A 17122-nucleotide genomic window follows, 5' to 3' on the forward strand; every position below is an offset into this window, starting at 1 on the left:
AAATTCTTCCCTCTGCTGCTTCACGGTGGTTTGGCTCCAGGGCAACTTCTTCCTCCCGCTGACTAGGCGGGAAAAGTGTTACCCATGTCCTGGCACACCTGTTACCCATGTCCCCGGTCCATACAGCTTGCGGGAGAGGGGAAAAAAACTGGCTCCGGCAACGTCCTCCGCGCAGCCACCGCGCAGCCACCAACCTTTACACATTGCCTCTTTCGAATCGCGCGGGCATGTCGCTATAATTGCGAATGAGTCGCATTTGCGTTAGCATGTCCGTCGGTTTCTTCTGGGAGGGGGCACGAAATGACCGAGCAACCGATCAACGAGGTCCGGACGCCTGTCGAGGCGCACCAGCCGCGCCATATGAATCAGGAACTGTTCGGTACCTTTCTCAGCTATCGCCGGGCCCTGATCGATGCCGCGGCGCGCATCCTGGGTTGTCGTGCCGGCGCCGAAGACGTCGTGCAGGACACCTTCCTGAAGCTGATGGACCAGGAGAGCGCCATCGTGGTCCGGCAACCCGTCGGCTACCTGTTCCAGACGGTGCGCAATCTCGCCATCGACCGGCACCGGCGCGCGGCGCTCGAACAACGGCACGCCGCCTGCGAGGAAGATGGGCTGCTGGTCGCCAGCGATGCCTTGTCGCCGGAATCCATCACGCTGGGCCGCGAAGCGCTCGGCACGGTCGCCGGTGCGCTCGCCGAACTCCCGGAGCGTACCCAGAAAGCCTTTGAGATGTATCGGATTCGCGGGATGACGCAGAAGGAGATCGCGGTCATCCTCGGCGTCTCTCCGACCCTGGTCAATTTCATGATCCGCGATGCCATGACCCATTGCCGCGACGCGCTGTTCGGCGCCGCGTAGTCGCGACCATCGCATCGCTGCAACGACAGCGGCAAGCCTTCGATCGCCCATCTTCCCGGAATGCAATTTGCGTCCTGCCGTGACATTGCGGTCCGGCGGGTCGGACCGCGTCAACCCAGTCTTGCGGAGTTGCGCGATGAAAGCTGTCGTATTCCACGGAGTCGGCGATATACGCCTGGACGATGTGTCCGATCCGGTGCTGCAGGCGCCGACCGACGCATTGATCGAACTGACCGCCAGCGCCATATGCGGCACCGACCTGCATATGGTTCGCGGCACCATGCCCGGCATGCGGCCGGGCACCATTCTCGGCCACGAGGGCGTCGGCGTGGTCACCGAGGTCGGACAGGACGTCAACAATCTGCGGCCGGGCGACCGCGTCGTGATTCCTTCGACGATCGCCTGCGGCTACTGCAGCTACTGCCGCAGCGGCTATCACGCGCAGTGCGATAACGCCAATCCCAATGGCATGCGCGCGGGCACGGCGTTCTTCGGCGGACCGCAGAGTACCGGTCCTTTCCATGGCCTGCAGGCCGAGTACGCACGCATTCCCTTTGCCAATATCGGCGCGATCAAGCTGCCCGACGAAATCAGCGACGATCAGGCCATTCTGATGTCCGACATTTTTCCGACCGGCTATTTCGGCGCGCAGCTCGCGGAGATCCGGCGCGGCGATACGGTCGTCGTGTTCGGCTGCGGACCGGTCGGACAGTTCGCGATCGTGTCGGCGCATCTGCTCGGCGCATCCCGCATTCTCGCGGTCGACCATGTGCCGTCGCGGCTCGAGGCGGCGCAGGCGCAGGGCGCCGAGGCGATCGACTTCAATCGCGAGGACCCGGTGCAGGCGATCCTGCGCCTGACCGGCGGCATCGGCGCCGATCGCGCGATCGATGCGGTCGGCATCGACGCGCAACGCCGGCATGCGGATGGTGATGGGTCTACCGGCCAGCCTTCGTTGTGGCAACCGGGCGATGGTCCGTCGGAGGTACTGATGTGGTCGGTCGAGGCACTCGCCAAGGCCGGCACGCTGTCCATCATCGGCGTCTATCCGGAGACGCACGAGACCTTTCCGATCGGCAAGGCGATGAACAAGAACCTGACGCTGAAGATGGGCAACTGCAACCACCGCGCGATCCTGCCGGAGCTGGTGGACCTGGTGCGTGCCGGCGTGATCGATCCCGCCGAAGTGTTGACCCAGACCGAGCCGCTGACCGGAGCGCTGCAGGCTTACGAGGCGTTCGATCAGCGCCAGCCCGGCTGGATGAAGGTCAAGCTGGAGCCGTAACCAGGGGCAGGGATGCTCCCAGAAAAACCAGCGCAAAAAAAGCCGGCACGCAATGTCCTTGCGTGCCGACCTGCCGGGACATGCGCTCGGTGAGCGCCGGTCTTACTGCTTCGTCGCGGGGCTGGGGGAATCGCCCTTCGGCGCCGACGGCGAGTCCGGCGTTACCGCGTCGGGCATGCCCTGCTGGCGCGGCTTCTTGCTGCGATGCGTGGTCCCGCTCTTCTTCTTGTCGCGGGTCTCGCCGCCGGTCATGGCCGAGCCGGTCGAGCTGGTGGACCCGCCTTGCATCGTGGTGTCGCTGCTGCCGCTCATGCTGCCGCCGGTCGCCGACGGCGTCGTGCTGCGGCTCGCGGGCGGATTGCCTTCGGTCGGCGGCGCGCTGGGGTTCGGCGCGTTATTGCTTGGGGGCGCCTGCTGGGCGACCGCTGGCAGGCTCAGCGCCGCGCAGAGCGCAAGCGCGGTAGTGGTGACGATTCGCTTCATCGTTGGCTCCATCCATTGAACGTGAGAACGGGCAGGCCCGTCCGGACAGACACCGGTTGGTGGCACACGATGCCCGTTACCTAACGATACGTGCGGCGCCATGCCCGCTCACGAAGGCGAGGCCTGAATCGCCTGTAGGAATTGGACGACGCCTGCCGGCGCGGTACTGCAATCCTTACGAGCCGATGTAGAAATTCCGGGCCGGCAACGGAAGGCATGCGCCATCCGGCCATCCGCATGCCTCGCGGCGTACACCGCGGCGGCCCCGGCATGCTCGGCACGGAAGTTGCGCAACGGCCCTTGTCACTGATCTGGCTGACGGAGGCCCATCTTGAAACCCATGCAATGGATTCGTCCCGCGCTGTTCGTCGCCGCCGCGGCTTCGATGAACCTGGCGTTTGCCGAGGTCGGCAAGACCGACACCAACTTCATGAAGAAGGCCGCCGAGAGCGGCATGCTGGAAATCGAGGCCAGCACGCTGGCCGAAAGCAAGGCATCGAGCGACACGGTGAAGTCGTTTGCTTCGCAGATGCTGAAGGACCACAAGGCCGCGGACAGCGAGCTGAAGGCGCTGGCTTCGAACAAGGGCGTCGAACTGCCGACCGAACTGCCCTCGGCCGACAAGAAGCGCCTCGAGGCGCTCGGTGCGCTCGAAGGGCCGACCTTCGACCGCGAGTATGCAAAGGAGGTCGGCGTCAAGGCGCACAACAAGGCCGTGGCCCTGTTCCGCGACGCCTCCACCAAGTCGCGCGATCCGGACGTCAAGGCATTCGCCGGCAAGACGCTGCCGACGCTGCAACATCATCTCGAGATGGCCAACAAGATGGCCAACGAGGTGGGAAAGTCCCCGGCCAAGTCGGCGCGCCGTTAGATGAGCTGGATCGGCTCGATCGCCCGGATCGCGCCGATCGCCCCGATCTCATCGATCGCGATGCGCGGTCCGCACCCGCGCCTGCGACAACACAGGAGACAGAGATGAAACGTTTCGCAACCTTTGCCATGCTGGCGCTGATGTCGGGCGCCGTGATGTCGCAACCGACGGCGACGCCCGCCACCGGAACGCCGCCCGGCGCCGACAAGGCGCCCGGCACGGCCGCCTCGGATGTCTCGCCCACTCGGCCGGTGCAGGGGCCCAGCGGCGGCTCGACGACGGACCATGGCGCGCACGGCGGCTCCCGTCAGCACGACGCCACCAAGGGCACCGGCACCAGCAAGCGCGGCGAGGCCAGCAAATCGAATCGCGGCAACGGCCGCAGCGCCTCGGCGGCGGAGAGCTACGGTTATCCCGCTTCGCCGGCGCAGGCGCGGTAAGCGGTAACGGGCCGCTGCCCGACGACATCGTCCGATCGTCCCTTTCCTTGTCAGTTGACGGCGCCCCATGCGGGCGCCGCGTTTTTTGCTGCGTCCGCAATTAGCCGCATGGAGGGAAATGTTGGCTCGCGCACATAGGCAAACAATTTTTTATTTGCGAGCGCAGCAAACGCTAGCTAGATTGCCTTCGTGGGTTTGTCAACGCTGACATGCTGGCCGTCTTTGCATGTCGCCGCCGCGACAACTCCACCGTGGCGGTACACCGGCATGCCAAGGCAATCGCGTCTGAGCCGTGGGGGAGGGCGGACGCGAGGCAACGCCAGTCCACGGGGTCTGGGGCTGGCCCGCCGAAGCATGATGGCGGCCGGTCACGTCGATGTCATATCCAGGAGGTCAGGCAAACCGTCCGGCACGCACCGGGCGGGTCCGGCCTGCCGATACGCAGCGCTTTGGAACGGAACGGCATCGCGCCGGTGACGGCGTGCGGCTGGTCGGCCCTTTGCGTCTTTCGCCTGGTGTCGGCCGTGGTCGCGGCCGCGCCGGCGCTTCTACCCCGGGATCCAACATGAACGACGCCCTGCTCTCCGACCCATGCATACCCACGCGCGCCGAGCCACCCGATCCACCGGTCCAGCGGCGCGATAGCGAACGACCCGATGGCACCCCGGCCACGCAGACTCAGGACTGTCGAGAGGGCAGCTATCTGGAGCGATTGCAGCCATATCTGAAGCCCGGGGCCGTGGTTCGCGGCGGGGCCTTTCCCGAGGCACGCATCGATGCCTTCACCACCGGCATGCGCGCCAACGCGCATTACTTCAGCCATCCGAAATGGATGGACGACTGGCTGGCCTGTGTGCATCGCTATCCGGAGTTGCGAGAGCGGTGGCTCGCGGTGGTCGGGTCGCTCGACGGCAAGGTGCTGGTCGATGTCGGCTGCGGTCCGGGCAATCTGCTGGCCGCGCTCGGTGGCAAGCCGCGCGTGGCGATCGGCGTCGACATCGCGCCGGGCAGCCTGGAGAGAGCGGCCGGCGTGGGCTATCTGCCGTTGCGTGCCGATGCTCACGATATGCCGTTGCGCTCGGGCATCGCCGATCTGGTCGCCATCAATGGGTCGCTGCATCATCTGGACGATATGCGCCGCGCGCTGGTCGAGGCCTCGCGGCTGGTCCGTCCCGGTGGCCTGCTGATCCTCGACCATGACCCGCAGCGCTCGGCCTGGAATTTCCGCGGCGTGGCCTTGCTGCTCTGGCGCATGCGCTTGCCGATCTATCGCTGGCTTCGACGCGGCGGCCATACCGCGGCCGACGACGAACAGATCTGGGCACTGGCCACCGAACTCCATCACCGGCCCGGCGATGGGCTCACCCGCGAGCTGGTCCACACGACGCTGCGGCCGCTGGGCTTCGACATCGCGATCTATCCGCACAGTCACTATGTCGGCAAGGACGTGCTGGATGGCGCGATGGGCCGGCCGCCGTTGAAGATCCGGTTGGCGCAGCGGCTGTCCGGCATCGATCCGAGGTCGGCGGAAGCTGCGCTGAGCCTGTTCGTCGTCGCGCGCCGACGCACGTTGTAGTTCACCTTCCACCTTTAGCGATCTCCCCGATCGCCTAGCGCCGCCGCCGTGCAGGTGGCGGCGTCGTTGCCGCTCCCGCGTTCGATCCCTTCCCTTTAGTCCTTCGATCCCGCTCTTTGCCGGTTGGCCGAACGCGTGGCCATGTCCGCGCGGGAACGCTATTTGCGTGATTGACGATACGGCTCGCCCCGGCCTGCCCATGTGCGCCAGCCGCGCGGCAGGCATGACTGTGGCGCCTGAGGGCGCCGCGGTCCCGCGCGTCCCGCAGCCCGATCCAGACCAGAAAACGGCATGAGAAAGGGCGCCTCTCCACCGGGGACGGGAGAGGCGCCAAGCGCGGGCGAGCGGTCAGTCTATCCCGCGTTGCGACAGGCTATCCGCCGCCACCTGGCGCGAAAGTCGCCTAGCACACACAGCCTTCGGCGACGGAATGGAAATTGCGTCACCGACGTATCACCACCGATACCAGCCGGGCCGGCCACGTGGTTCGCGCCGGTCCGTCGCCACCGCATTTGCAACTCTTACCAACGGAGGCAGAGATGAACGAACGCAGCACCAGCCGCCGCGTATGGGATTACCGCCAGCCGTATAGCGCCGAAGACCGGCTCGACCAGCGCGGCTCGCGCCAGGGCGGCCGTCATGCCGAATACGCCGAGGACGAAATCCGTCAGGGACGGGGCGTCGGGCGGCCCGGCATGCCGAGATACGGTGGCGGCCGCGACGATCCCTTCGCGGAGCCGCGCCATGCCGACCAGGGCTATGGCGCAGGCCGCTTCGGCGAGGGGCGATACGGCCGCGGCTACGAAGAGCCCGTTGGCGACAATCCGTACGGCACCTATCCGTCGACCGGCGAGGTGATGCGCGGCGACCGCGGGCTGTCTGGCCGCGGGGAGCGGCGCCGCGGCGATCTGACCGATGACCGGCTCTCGCGCGGGCAGCGCGGCGGCCCATGGCCCGACGAATCGCGCACGCCCTGGCGCGACCGCTACGAGCCCGACGACCCGCGGACTCGCGCCAATCTTGCCCAGGCCTATGGCATCTCGGATGCGGACCGGCTCGATGCGCCGTCGTGGCCCGACGAGGGCGGCGGCAATGCGGGCCGGCGGCAGGCCAGCGCGCGCTGGATGGACGAAGGCGGGCGCTTCCCGGAAAGCGAGCGCCCGGGACGCGGCGGCCGCCCCTCGGGCTGGCCCGGCGACGACTGGAGCGCGGGCGGCCAACGGCAATCGCACGGCCGCGACGAAGCCTACGAGCGTTTCAGCGGCGCGCCGCAGCGCGTGAATTGGGGGCAGGGCTCGGGCAGTGGCAGCGGTCCCGGACGCCGGGTCTCGCCCAAGGGCTATCAGCGCAGCGACGAACGGATTCGCGAGGATCTGTGCGAGCGCCTCGCACACGATGACCGGCTCGAAGTGCAGGACGTCGAGGTGCAGGTCAGCGAAGGCGTGGTCACGCTGACCGGCGCAGTGCGCGACCGCCGCCAGAAATACTGCATCGAGGACATCGCCGACGACATCTTCGGCGTGCGCGAGGTCCACAACCAGATTCGCGTGCAGCGCGAAGGCGGCCAGGTCGAACAGCGTTCCGGCGGCTCCGGCTCGGAGGACCGGCGTGTCAGCGGCATCAGCGCATCGGGCACCGCCACCGGCAGCACCGCAAGCAGCTATCTCGGCGGCATGGAAGTCGGCGCCGGCGAAGTGCCCAAAGGCACCGATCCGTACGGCGGCACCACGACGCCGGGCAAGCACGCGACTTGACAGGAGAGGACGATGAACCGGAACACCGATGGCAAGCGCGGCGACCAGGATCTCGATCGCGACAAGCTGCGCGCCCGCGACGATGGCGGCAACGACAACGCAACGTCGAGCGCCGAAGCGCAGCGCGAACAGGAGGTCAGGGAAGAAGCGCGCGCGATTCCAAGCTCGCTCGATCCCGATACGGACATCGAGCCGATCGACTCGGATATGAACCTGGAGGGCCTGCCCGAACAGGAACAGGACTATCCGCACGACAATCGGACCGAGGCGTTGTTGCCCGAGGAGCAGATCGGCGAGCGCATCGAGGATGCCGCAGAGGGCATTGCCCCGGATACGCCGGCCGATCGCGCCGACCAGACCGACCGGCGGGAAGAGCGCCCGCCGCGGCGCGACACCGAGTAGGGCGTAGTCTCACCGCCGTCGTCCCCGCGCACGCGGGGACGACGAACGTCCAGACCTTCAATCGAACTGATACGACCAGCTCGCGTTGATGCGCGGCGAGCGGCGATCCGCATTGATCGGCTTGTCGCCGACCGGTTGGGCCAGCGACAGGTCCAGCGTGTAATAGCGCCGATCCGAGAAGCGCACGCCGAGCGCCACCGACGACAGCGAGCGGTGCGTCAGCGAGTAGCTGTTCGAATAGACCCGCGCGACGTCCGCCATCACATACGGCTGCAGCGTCTTCAGATAGGTCATGTCCATGCCGAACAGCCGGCTGATCTCGGCCGATGCGGCCCAGCCCTTGTCGCCCGCCACTTCACCGGCGGGATAACCCAGCCCGAAGAAGCGCCCGCCAAAACTGATCTGCTCGCTCGAGGCCAGCCGGTCGCTGCTGTATTGGCCCGCCGCGGACACCGCCATGCCGAAGCCGAACGGCAGGTCGGCGGCCTGTGACAGCAGCAGCCGCGTGCGCAGGAAGCTCAGATCGTTGGCATTGTTCTCGCGGCGTGCGCCGAGCGCGTCCACACCCTTGTACAGGCCAAGCGTGGCGCTGCGCGAGACGCCTTCCTTGCGCTGGACATAGGCCAGCTCCGCATTGACGACCCGCACATTGGTGCCGATCGCTACCGAGCGATCGGTGCCGGCCTGCGTATAGCGCTCGAACTGGTCGGTACCGTAGAGGCCGCCGCTCAGGGTCAGCGAGTGCCGTGCGCTGAGCAACAGCGGATAGCTCAGGCTCGCGCCGAGCCGCTTGCTGTCGTTGACGTAGCGGCGGTTGAAGCCGATCTGCTCGAGCGTGGCGTTCTGCGGCACGCCGCGATAGTGCGATGCGTTGACGCGGGCGATCAGCCCTTCGGTGCCGATCGGCTGCGCGTAGCCGAGCGCGTAGTATTCCTCGTCGTCGCGTCCCTTCGGGAACAGCGCCGAGACGGTCAGCTGCTCGCCCAGCGGTGTCAGGCCGCTGGCAGTTGCCGTTGCAATCGCCCGCACGCCTGGCGACATGTAGTCGACGCCGGTGCCGAAGGCGATCGGCTTGCGCTTGACGTCGAGCACCATTTCGCTGGCACCGTCGGTGGTGGTCGGCGGCTGCACCGTCGCGCCGACCTGCACGCCGGGCTGCAATCCCAGCACGCTGGAATAGCGGTCGAAGCTGGCGCGCGTCAGCGGCCGTTCTTCCTTCAGCCGTTCGGCGATCGCGCGCAGCCGGTTCTCCAGCGGTCCCGGATTGCCGCGAATGGTCACGCGGGCGACATAGCCTTCGACCACGGTGATCAGCACATTGCCGTTCTCGAAGGACTGCGCGGGCACGAAGGCGAACGACAGCGGATAGCCGTGCTGCTGGTACATCTCGGTGACCGCGTTGGCGGCCTGCAGCAGTTCGGCGACGGTGATTTCCTTGCCGGCCAGCGGCTTGAACTTGCCGGCGATCTGGTCGAAGGGCAGCGTCTTGACGCCCTCGATCTGGAAGCGCGTCGGCGTCAGCTTCGCCGACAGCAGGTTCTGCATGGCCGGGTCCGGACGTTCGACCTGGACCTTGACTTCCCCGGTGGGCTTGGGCGGCGCAATCTTGGGTAGCGTTTGCGTCGGGTCTCCCTGGACCGGGCTGCGCGGATCGGCGGCCAGAACTGGATGCATGCCGCCATGCCAGGCACCGAGGCCGAGCAGCAGCATGGCGACGCGAGTGTGCGTGCGCGACATGGTCAATCCCCTTTCACAATCAAACTAAGTGCGGCTGTGGAAGCCGGATCTCCACCGGCGCGCAGGCTGCCGCTGCCTGCGCGCTTGTCGAATGCCGAAGTGGAGACCAGCTGTACTGCGCGGCTGTACTGCGAAGTGGAACTACGCGATGCGCGACAGCTGCCGCGATCGTGGGAAGCGGTGTGTCAACGGCGACCGCCGAGCAGACCGCCGACCGTGCCCAGCACACCGCCGACGATGCCGCCGACCGCGCCGGTCACCGGGCCGGTGGTCGCGCCGCCGCCCGTGCCGCCCGGAGCAGGCGCCGGAGCCGGGGCAGGGGCCGGTGCCGGTGCCGTGCCGCCACCGGTCAATCCACCGGTAACACCCGCGACCACACCGCCGACCAGATTGGTCACCGGTGCCAGCGGACCGCTGCCGGTGCCGCCGTTGTTGCCGCCGGTCAGGCCACCAGTGAGGCCGCCAACCAGATTGGTCACAGGAGCGAGCGGACCGCTGCCGGTACCGCCGTTGTTGCCGCCGGTGAGTCCACCGGTGAGGCCCCCGACCAGATTGGTCACCGGGGCCAGCGGGCCGCCGCCGTTGCCGCCGTTATTGCCGCCTGCCAGACCGCCGGTCAGGCCGCTGACCAGGTTGGTCACCGGCGCGAGCGGACCCGTGCCGCCGTTGCCGCCGTTGCCGCCGCCGGCGAGGCCACCGGTCAGACCGCTGACCAGATTGCCGACCGGCGCCAGCGGACCGCTCGGCGCCGCGCCCGGCGCATGGACCGCGCCGCCCAGCGCTGCGACGGTGTTGCCGGCACCGGTCACCACGCCACCGACCCCGCTGACGACCGGCGTATTGGTCTGTTGCAGCTTGCCGCCGAGTTGCGCCACCGTGCCGCCAACCACGGTCAGCAGGTTGTTCACGGGCTGGCCCAGACCGGTGGCCGCGCCCAGCGATTGCGTGGTGCTGGTCAGTTGCGAGGTCAGCGGCACGATCGCGCGGCTGACGCCGCTGGTCAGCTGCTCGACGGGGCCGGTCGACAGCACCGTGCCCACCGTGCCGCCAAGCGTCTGCACGCCGGTGCCGACCTTGTCGACCAGCGCGCCGACCGGCGAGGTCACCGCGCCGAGCGGCGACAGCGGGCCGGTACCCACGCCGCTGATCGCGCTGCCGACCTGGCTGACCGCGGTGCCGACATGGGTCACGACGTTGCCGGTGCTGGCCACGGTGGTGCCGATCGGATTGACGGCGTTCGGGATATTGCCCAGGCCATCCTTCAGTCCGGTGCCCAGCGAGTCCACCGCGTTGCCGACCGACACGATCGCGCCGCCGACACCGTTCTGCGTCTGGTCGGAGACCACCGGCAGGTTGATACCGCTCTGAAGTTGTTCGCCGATGCCGCCGATGAGGTCGCCCGTCTTGCTGACCAGGTCGCCGGTCTTGTTGACGATCTCTCCGGTCGGGGTGCGTACCGGCGTGCTGCCACCGCCGCCACCACCATCGCCACCCCCGCCGTTGTTGCCACCACCGCCGCCACCATCGCCACCACCGCCGGTACCACCGCCGCCGTCGCCACCACCACCAGTACCGCCGCCAGTACCGCCGCCCCCGGTACCGCCGCCGCCGGTGCCACCACCGCCGCCACCGTCAGTACCACCGCCACCGCTTCCGCCACCACCGGTTCCACCTCCGTTCGGGCTGCCGGTGCCGCCATTGGTGTCACCGACCGTGCCGCCTCCCTTGCTGCCCGTGCCCATCGAGGTCGAGCCGCTGCCGCTCGCGCAGCCGCCGAGCAGCAGCAATGCGCTGATCAGCGCCGTGGCAGTCAAGGTTGTCTTGGTCTTTTTCATCATGGATCCCCTGGTCAACAAGTGTTCTCGTGTTTGACGTTCCCGAGTTGAAAGGCACTGGACGCGTTGCGCCGCCGTGCTGGTGTCTTAAGCGCAAGCGGTGTGCCACTGGTGGCTGGGCCCTGCGCAACGCGCATGAGGAAGTTCGTTGGCTTGCCGCAAAGCCTTGCGTGGCAAGGGTTTCCGGGCCATGGGGAATGCTGTCGGAAGAGCGCGCAAGGCCATGCGCGGCGCGTGTGGCGGCGTTACGCGTTACGTAACGCGCTACGGCATCGGCGGAACATCGACGGGCGCGTACCAAGGGCTTGGACGCGCGCCGACGCGATGTCCGCCGGGGGCGGCGTGTGGCGATGGGTCCCGTAACACGTTACGTAGCACGTAACGCCGCGAAGCCCGGCAAAGCCTGCTCGCATCGTCTCGCATCGATGCGCCGGTCTCGGTCGTAAGTCTGCGCCACGCAAGGCTTTGCAGGCGATGCGCGGGACGGCGCAGTCGGCGTGATCGGCATCGTTTCTCCTCATGGCACGCGCTTTGCGGACCAAGGCGTCGAGTCCCCGCTGCACGGGGACCGCCGGTACCACGGGACAGGTCAGCGTCCCGCACCGGTCCGATCCACAAGGAGAAACACAATGAAGCGGACGAATTCGACGCGACGCGCGCCGGTGATGATGGCGCTGGCGTGCGCATGCGTACTGGGGATGATGGCGGGCTGCTCGTCGAGCGGCTCGGGTAGCGGCACGCGGCCGCCTGCGACGACGCCTCCCCCGGGTGGTGGCGGTGGCGGCGGCGGCGGTGGCGACGATGGCGGTGGCGGTACGCCGCCGCCGACCACGTCGAAGCCGACTACGCCGACGGGTCAGGTCGCCGAAGGCGCCGGCAATACGGTGACGGCGGCCGGCAATGCCATCTCGAACATCGGCAAGCAGATCCAGGATGCCAACCTGCCGATCGTCAGCGACGCGACGGGCAATGCCACCGGCCAGGTCGTGGTCGATGCCGGCAACGCGGTCGCCGCCCTGGGCGCCGGTGTGCGCGATGGTCTGGGCAAGATGGGCGCGGTCGACAACCCGGTCGGCGTGACCGTCGCCAGCACCGGCAATGTCGTTACGCAAGCCGGCCATACGTTGTCGAGCACGGGCGATCTGGTGAACTCGCTGGGCAAGGATCAACTGAAGGTGCTGTCGCCTGTCACCACGCCGGTGGGCGCGGTGGTCAATCACGTTGCCGGCGGCGTGCAGCAATTGGGCGAGAAGCTGGGCGACAAGCTGTCGACCGGCCCGGTAGCCCAGCTGACCGGCCACACCAGCAAGGTGATCGTGCCGTTGACCAGCAAGCTGACCGATACCACGCAGGCGCTCGGCGCCACGACACGCCTGGGCGCGCCGGTCGACAACCTGTTGACCAAGGTCGGCGGTGTGGTCGCGCATACCGGCACGCATCTGAGCGCCACCAAGGCGCCGGTGATTGGTCCGGTGGGCGGTGTCGTGACGGAAGTGGGCAAGACCGTGGCTGCGGCCGGTGGGCTGGTCCACGGTGAAGGGAATGCGGGCAACGGTGCGGGCAATCCGCTCGGCGGCCTGCTTGGCGGTCTGCCTCTCACCCAATCGGGTGGTCAGGCAGGCGGCGGTTCTGACAAGGGTGCCGGCAGCGGCAAGACCGGCGGTGTATTGGCACCGGTCGGTGGGCTACTGGCACCCGTGACCGGCCTGGTCGGCTCGCTGGGAGCGCTTGGGCGCTAAGGCGATGCGGACCGCTGCCATGGCACCAGTCCGGGGGCCATGCCAGGCAGCTTGACGGTGCGCAGCCGGACGATCCCCGCGGCTGCGCATCCTTTTTTATTCCGGGGGTACGCCGACTGCTCGATATCGGTAGTAATCCTGATGGACGATCGGACAATAAGGGCTATGTCAATCGGGCAACTTAAAACTTTTGTCAAGACTGCAAACGGATGTAGCTGAAATTAAAAAATTCCTTTATAAAAAGAACACGGATGCTGCTGCACGAGGTCAGCCAAGCCATTAGAGCCAGGCGATCGCGCGGATCGACGCGGTATCCAGAGTGTTGGGATAACGAGCAATAAAAGTAGGAGCGGTCATCATGAAACAGGGGTTCTCGCGTTTCATTCGGGACGAACGGGGGGCGACGGCCATTGAATATGGCTTGATCGCAGGACTCATCGCGCTGGGGATCTTCGTAGGGGCGCAGTCGCTGGGCAACAATCTCAGCAGCACCTTCCAGGCAATCGGCTCCAGGGTACTGGCCCTGGTCACCCCAGCGGGCGGCTGACGACAAGTACAGCGACACGCCGCTATCGACCGCCATCCATGGTTTTGATCGTCGCGCTGCTCTGCGCGACGACCCTTTGGACTGATCTTCATTACCGCAAAGTACCGAACCTCGCATTGGCGCTTGCGCTGATTGCGGGGGCTCTCGTGTCGGCGCTCGGCTACGACGATGCTTCGTTGCCGCTGGCTGCGCGCGTGCTCGGATTCGCGTTGGGCTTTGCCATCATGCTGCCGGCTTATCTGTTCGGCCGCATGGCGGCGGGCGACGTGAAGTTCTTCGCCGTGGTGGGGCTGTTCATCGGGCCGTCGGGCCTGCTGCCGGTCTGGCTGACCGGGACGCTGCTGGCATTCGTTCATGCCTGTCTCGTTCTTGCCTTTCGCCATGCCGAGGCACGTGGCGGCGTCATCGCCGCGGTGGGCCAATGGCCACGGCGCATGCGCTGGTTTGCTGCCATGACCGACCAGTCGCGCGGCATTCCTTATGCCGCTTATCTCGCCGTGGGTGTGCTGCTATGGATATCGGTCGGTCAGGGCCATTCCTGAAGAGCGGAATGCGCCACCGGTTGGCGCAAAGATAAAGCAACCGGATTTGTCTATGAAACTGGGGCGAAGGGGGATCGTTCACCGGCATGGCCGCGAGCGGGGAATGGCTGCGCTCGAGTTTGCGGTGGTATTGCCGGTGCTGCTCGCTCTGCTGCTTGGGATCGTCTATTACGGCATGATCCTGGCGCTCGAGCAGATGCTGACGCTTGCCGCGGCCGAAGGCGCGCGGGCGGCGTTGCGCTATCCCAGCGGCGCGCCCGATGGCAGCCTTGCCGCGACCCGGGACCTGCGCGTCGCAGCGGCGGCCAATACCGCGCTGGCCACGTTGCCTGCGACCATCCAGTCGAAGCTCGCCTCCCGTGGCGACATCGCGTCCGCCACCGACTGTGCCGCGCCGGCCAACGCCGTCTGCGTCAGCGTGACGCTGCGCCTGCCTGCCACCAATATCCTGCCGCGCGTGCCGTTCGTGCCGATGCCCGACACGCTGATGGGCACCGCCGTCGCGCAGCTGGCGCCGGACATCTGAGCCGCGCCATGCCCCGGCCCCTGCCTCTGCCTCTGCCTCTGATATCGACCGCCACGGACGCGCCGCGCAACAGGACTGCATGATGACCAGCAAACAAATCCGAATCGTCGCCATCGTGCTGCTGGCCCTGGCCGCGCTGCTGGCGCTGCTGGCCTGGCAGGTCGGCCGCAGGACCGCCAGGCCGCCGGCGCAGCCGTCCTCGTCCCCTGCCGCGATGCACGCGGTCGTGGTCACGACCAAGGCGGTCGAAGCCGGCAAGCCCCTGAGCGCCGATGCGCTGAAGGTCGAGATGCTGCCGATCGATCCGGCGGGCGGCTATGACACCGTCGACGCGGTGGTGGGCCAGATTCCGCAGGTCGCGCTGGGGGCCAACGTGCCCGTGCTGGAGAGCCAGCTGGCCGGCGGCCTTGCCTCGCAGGTGCCCGAAGGCGAGCGGGCGGTCGCGATCGCCGTCGACGAAGTGATCGGCGTGGGCCATCGCGTACGCCCCGGCGATCTGGTCGATGTCTTCCTCGTGCTTCGGCGCGACAACCAGGAGATCGACGGCAGCCAGGCGCGTCTGCTGCTGTCCAGGCTGCGCGTATTGGCCTATGGCGCGCAGGCGGTCAACGACACGCGTGCGGCCGCCCCCGATCAGATGATGAACCGGCGCGAGGGCGCCAAGACCGCGGTGCTGACGGTGCCGCTGGCGCAGGTCAGCAAGCTGACGATGGCGCAGCAGGCGGGCCGTCTGGTGCTGGCGCTGCGCAATCCGCACGATGGCGGCATGCCGAGCGAGACGCTGTTCACGGAACCTGCGCCTGCCGTGGCCACGCGGGGCGGCGGCCTGGCCAGCGCCGATGCGCTCGAGCCGGCCGACCGCGCCGCGGCCGGCGTTGCGCTGGCAGGACTGGCCGGCGGCGCCGCCAGGCCGCGCGCGCCCGCCGCCCGCCCGGAGCCGCAACCGCAGATGGCGCAGGCCAGGCCCGCTGCGGTCGCTGCGCCTGCCGGCGTCGAAGTGATCCGCGCCGGCAAGCGCGTCATCGAATAGGGACACGACGATGACCTTCCTGCTGCCGACGGCGCGTCGATCCCGATTCCTCGCCACTCCCGATCTGCCTGCTCACATGAAGTCTTTTCACCGGCTGCGCCAGCCGCGCGCGCTGACCGCGCTGCTGCTGACGACTAGCCTGCTCTGCGCCGCGCCGCTGGCCGCGCAGCCGTCGGTATCGCGGGACCAGACCCGCGAGCAGGCCGAGCCGCTGGCACAACGACCGGCGCAACGCGTGACGCTCGCCGTCGGTGCGCAGCGCGAAATCCGTATCGGCCGCCAGCTGGAACGCATCGCCATCGGCAACCCCGACGTCGCCGACGCGCTGCTGCTCAAATCGCGCGGCGCCAGCACCGCCGTGCTGCTGGTCGCGCGCAAGCCCGGCAACACCGATCTGATGGTGTGGCCGTCCGGCGAAGCGCCGATCCGCTACACGGTGCAGGTCGACGCGATGGCCTCCGACGGCGACGGCGCGCGGATCGACGTCGCAGGGCAGGGCGCCATCATCCGCGGCCAGTCCGCCGATGCGGCGGCTGCAGCCGGCGCGCAGCAGGCGGCGCGCGCGGCGGTGGGCAACGGGCCGGTGCTCGACCGTTCCACCGTACCGGTCACCGGCACCGTGCAGGTCGACGTGCGCGTGGTCGAGATCAGCAAGAACGTGCTGAAGCAGGCGGGCTTCAATTTCTATCGGAACCGTTCGGGCTTCGCGTTCGGCAGCTTCTCGCCCTCGACGCTGACCCGGGCCACCTTCACGCCGCGCCCCGGCGGCAGCAACACCGGCGGCGGTCTTGCCACCGAATCGACCGCGCCGATCAGCAGCGCCTTCAACCTGGTCGCGGCATCGATGAGCCACGGCATCTTCGCCAACCTGAGCCTGCTGGAAGGCAACGGCATGGCGCGCATCCTGGCCGAGCCGAGCCTGGTGGCGCTGTCCGGGCAGAGCGCCAGCTTCCTCGCCGGCGGCGAGATTCCGATTCCGGTACCGCAGGCGCTGGGCACCACCACGATCCACTACAAGCAGTTCGGTATCGGGCTGACCGTCACGCCCACCGTGCTGTCGCCCGACCGCATCGCGCTGAAGGTCGCGCCCGAAGCCAGCGATCTCGACCCTTCGCGCGGCATCGTGATGAACGGCGCGACGATCCCGGCCATCGTCACGCGCCGCGCCGATACCACGGTCGAACTGGGCGATGGCGAGAGCTTCGTGATCGGCGGCCTGGTCAGCCGCAATACGGTCAGCAATATCGACAAGGTGCCCGTGCTCGGCGACCTGCCGCTGATCGGCGCCTTCTTCAAGAATCTGAACTTCCACCAGGAAGACCGCGAGCTGGTGATCATCGTCACGCCGCATCTGGTGCGGCCGCTGGCGAAGGGATCCAGTGCGGCGGCAGGGGTGGGGGCCGATGGCCGCACCTCCGCCAATCCGCCGGTCTGGGGCAAGTTCCTCGGCGGCCAGTTCGTCGATCCGGCCCTGCCGGGCTTTTCGAGGTAGAG

16 protein-coding genes are annotated in these 17122 nt (G+C 67.8%); 14 read left to right on the forward strand and 2 right to left on the reverse strand.

What is annotated here, in order from left to right; genetic code table 11:
• Window positions 1-300: 300 nt before the first annotated feature.
• The 8 genes from J5T34_RS18315 (at window position 301) to J5T34_RS18350 (ending at window position 7672) form a co-directional block, all read left to right on the forward strand.
• Window positions 301-861 (forward strand): RNA polymerase factor sigma-70, encoded by a 561-nt coding sequence (locus J5T34_RS18315; RefSeq protein ID WP_149319882.1) that lies wholly within the window; start codon window positions 301-303, stop codon window positions 859-861.
• 136 nt (window positions 862-997) lie between these two features.
• Window positions 998-2146, forward strand: coding sequence for a zinc-dependent alcohol dehydrogenase (locus J5T34_RS18320; protein ID WP_208581538.1), 1149 nt, complete (start codon window positions 998-1000; stop codon window positions 2144-2146).
• Window positions 2147-2204: 58 nt separating this feature from the next.
• Window positions 2205-2648 (forward strand): hypothetical protein, encoded by a 444-nt coding sequence (locus tag J5T34_RS18325; RefSeq protein ID WP_208581539.1) that lies wholly within the window; start codon window positions 2205-2207, stop codon window positions 2646-2648.
• 321 nt (window positions 2649-2969) lie between these two features.
• A complete protein-coding gene (locus J5T34_RS18330) occupies window positions 2970-3500 on the forward strand; it encodes a DUF4142 domain-containing protein (protein ID WP_208581541.1) in 531 nt (176 codons plus the stop codon).
• A 104-nt stretch (window positions 3501-3604) separates the two neighbouring features.
• Window positions 3605-3940: a hypothetical protein gene (locus J5T34_RS18335; protein ID WP_208581543.1), complete on the forward strand. Its 336-nt coding sequence runs from the start codon at window positions 3605-3607 to the stop codon at window positions 3938-3940.
• Between the two features lie 565 nt (window positions 3941-4505).
• Window positions 4506-5516, forward strand: coding sequence for a class I SAM-dependent methyltransferase (locus J5T34_RS18340; protein WP_244259047.1), 1011 nt, complete (start codon window positions 4506-4508; stop codon window positions 5514-5516).
• A 539-nt stretch (window positions 5517-6055) separates the two neighbouring features.
• Window positions 6056-7270: a BON domain-containing protein gene (locus J5T34_RS18345; RefSeq protein ID WP_244259048.1), complete on the forward strand. Its 1215-nt coding sequence runs from the start codon at window positions 6056-6058 to the stop codon at window positions 7268-7270.
• Window positions 7271-7282: 12 nt separating this feature from the next.
• A complete protein-coding gene (locus J5T34_RS18350; protein WP_208581545.1) occupies window positions 7283-7672 on the forward strand; it encodes a hypothetical protein in 390 nt (129 codons plus the stop codon).
• Window positions 7673-7729: 57 nt separating this feature from the next.
• Here J5T34_RS18350 and J5T34_RS18355 read toward each other — a convergent pair whose 3' ends face one another.
• Window positions 7730-9409, reverse strand: coding sequence for a ShlB/FhaC/HecB family hemolysin secretion/activation protein (locus J5T34_RS18355; protein WP_208581547.1), 1680 nt, complete (start codon window positions 9407-9409; stop codon window positions 7730-7732).
• 185 nt (window positions 9410-9594) lie between these two features.
• Window positions 9595-11247, reverse strand: coding sequence for a collagen-like triple helix repeat-containing protein (locus J5T34_RS18360; RefSeq protein ID WP_432207683.1), 1653 nt, complete (start codon window positions 11245-11247; stop codon window positions 9595-9597).
• A gap of 626 nt (window positions 11248-11873) precedes the next feature.
• On the opposite strand from J5T34_RS18360, the gene J5T34_RS18365 reads away from it, so the two are divergent.
• The 6 genes from J5T34_RS18365 (at window position 11874) to J5T34_RS18390 (ending at window position 17120) form a co-directional block, all read left to right on the forward strand.
• The gene (locus J5T34_RS18365) at window positions 11874-12983 is read left to right on the forward strand and encodes a collagen-like triple helix repeat-containing protein (protein WP_208581549.1); all 1110 of its coding nucleotides are present in this window, start codon (window positions 11874-11876) and stop codon (window positions 12981-12983) included.
• Window positions 12984-13341: 358 nt separating this feature from the next.
• Window positions 13342-13530 (forward strand): Flp family type IVb pilin, encoded by a 189-nt coding sequence (locus J5T34_RS18370; protein ID WP_174105007.1) that lies wholly within the window; start codon window positions 13342-13344, stop codon window positions 13528-13530.
• A 38-nt stretch (window positions 13531-13568) separates the two neighbouring features.
• Entirely contained in the window at window positions 13569-14072 is a 504-nt protein-coding gene (locus tag J5T34_RS18375; RefSeq protein ID WP_347880669.1) for an A24 family peptidase, read from the forward strand.
• Window positions 14073-14175: 103 nt separating this feature from the next.
• Window positions 14176-14598, forward strand: a complete 423-nt coding sequence (locus tag J5T34_RS18380; RefSeq protein ID WP_208581551.1) for a TadE/TadG family type IV pilus assembly protein — start codon at window positions 14176-14178, stop codon at window positions 14596-14598.
• 82 nt (window positions 14599-14680) lie between these two features.
• Window positions 14681-15628, forward strand: a complete 948-nt coding sequence (gene cpaB / locus J5T34_RS18385; protein WP_208581553.1) for a Flp pilus assembly protein CpaB — start codon at window positions 14681-14683, stop codon at window positions 15626-15628.
• A 76-nt stretch (window positions 15629-15704) separates the two neighbouring features.
• Complete coding sequence (locus J5T34_RS18390) at window positions 15705-17120, forward strand: type II and III secretion system protein family protein (RefSeq protein WP_208581555.1); 1416 nt, start codon at window positions 15705-15707, stop codon at window positions 17118-17120.
• Window positions 17121-17122 lie beyond the last annotated feature (2 nt).

Source organism: Cupriavidus gilardii (assembly GCF_017598945.1).
Taxonomy (GTDB): domain Bacteria; phylum Pseudomonadota; class Gammaproteobacteria; order Burkholderiales; family Burkholderiaceae; genus Cupriavidus; species Cupriavidus gilardii_E.

Bases quoted from the DNA above. Each gene is read 5' to 3' on its own strand.
- J5T34_RS18365 (WP_208581549.1), top strand. From the start codon at position 11,874: ATGAAGCGGACGAATTCGACGCGACGCGCGCCGGTGATGATGGCGCTG.
- J5T34_RS18345 (WP_244259048.1), top strand. From the start codon at position 6,056: ATGAACGAACGCAGCACCAGCCGCCGCGTATGGGATTACCGCCAGCCG.
- J5T34_RS18350 (WP_208581545.1), top strand. From the start codon at position 7,283: ATGAACCGGAACACCGATGGCAAGCGCGGCGACCAGGATCTCGATCGC.
- J5T34_RS18340 (WP_244259047.1), top strand. From the start codon at position 4,506: ATGAACGACGCCCTGCTCTCCGACCCATGCATACCCACGCGCGCCGAG.
- J5T34_RS18320 (WP_208581538.1), top strand. From the start codon at position 998: ATGAAAGCTGTCGTATTCCACGGAGTCGGCGATATACGCCTGGACGAT.
- J5T34_RS18335 (WP_208581543.1), top strand. From the start codon at position 3,605: ATGAAACGTTTCGCAACCTTTGCCATGCTGGCGCTGATGTCGGGCGCC.
- J5T34_RS18330 (WP_208581541.1), top strand. From the start codon at position 2,970: ATGCAATGGATTCGTCCCGCGCTGTTCGTCGCCGCCGCGGCTTCGATG.
- J5T34_RS18315 (WP_149319882.1), top strand. From the start codon at position 301: ATGACCGAGCAACCGATCAACGAGGTCCGGACGCCTGTCGAGGCGCAC.
- J5T34_RS18370 (WP_174105007.1), top strand. From the start codon at position 13,342: ATGAAACAGGGGTTCTCGCGTTTCATTCGGGACGAACGGGGGGCGACG.
- J5T34_RS18360 (WP_432207683.1), bottom strand. From the start codon at position 11,247: ATGATGAAAAAGACCAAGACAACCTTGACTGCCACGGCGCTGATCAGC.
- J5T34_RS18375 (WP_347880669.1), top strand. From the start codon at position 13,569: ATGGTTTTGATCGTCGCGCTGCTCTGCGCGACGACCCTTTGGACTGAT.
- J5T34_RS18390 (WP_208581555.1), top strand. From the start codon at position 15,705: ATGAAGTCTTTTCACCGGCTGCGCCAGCCGCGCGCGCTGACCGCGCTG.
- J5T34_RS18355 (WP_208581547.1), bottom strand. From the start codon at position 9,409: ATGTCGCGCACGCACACTCGCGTCGCCATGCTGCTGCTCGGCCTCGGT.
- cpaB (WP_208581553.1), top strand. From the start codon at position 14,681: ATGACCAGCAAACAAATCCGAATCGTCGCCATCGTGCTGCTGGCCCTG.
- J5T34_RS18380 (WP_208581551.1), top strand. From the start codon at position 14,176: ATGGCTGCGCTCGAGTTTGCGGTGGTATTGCCGGTGCTGCTCGCTCTG.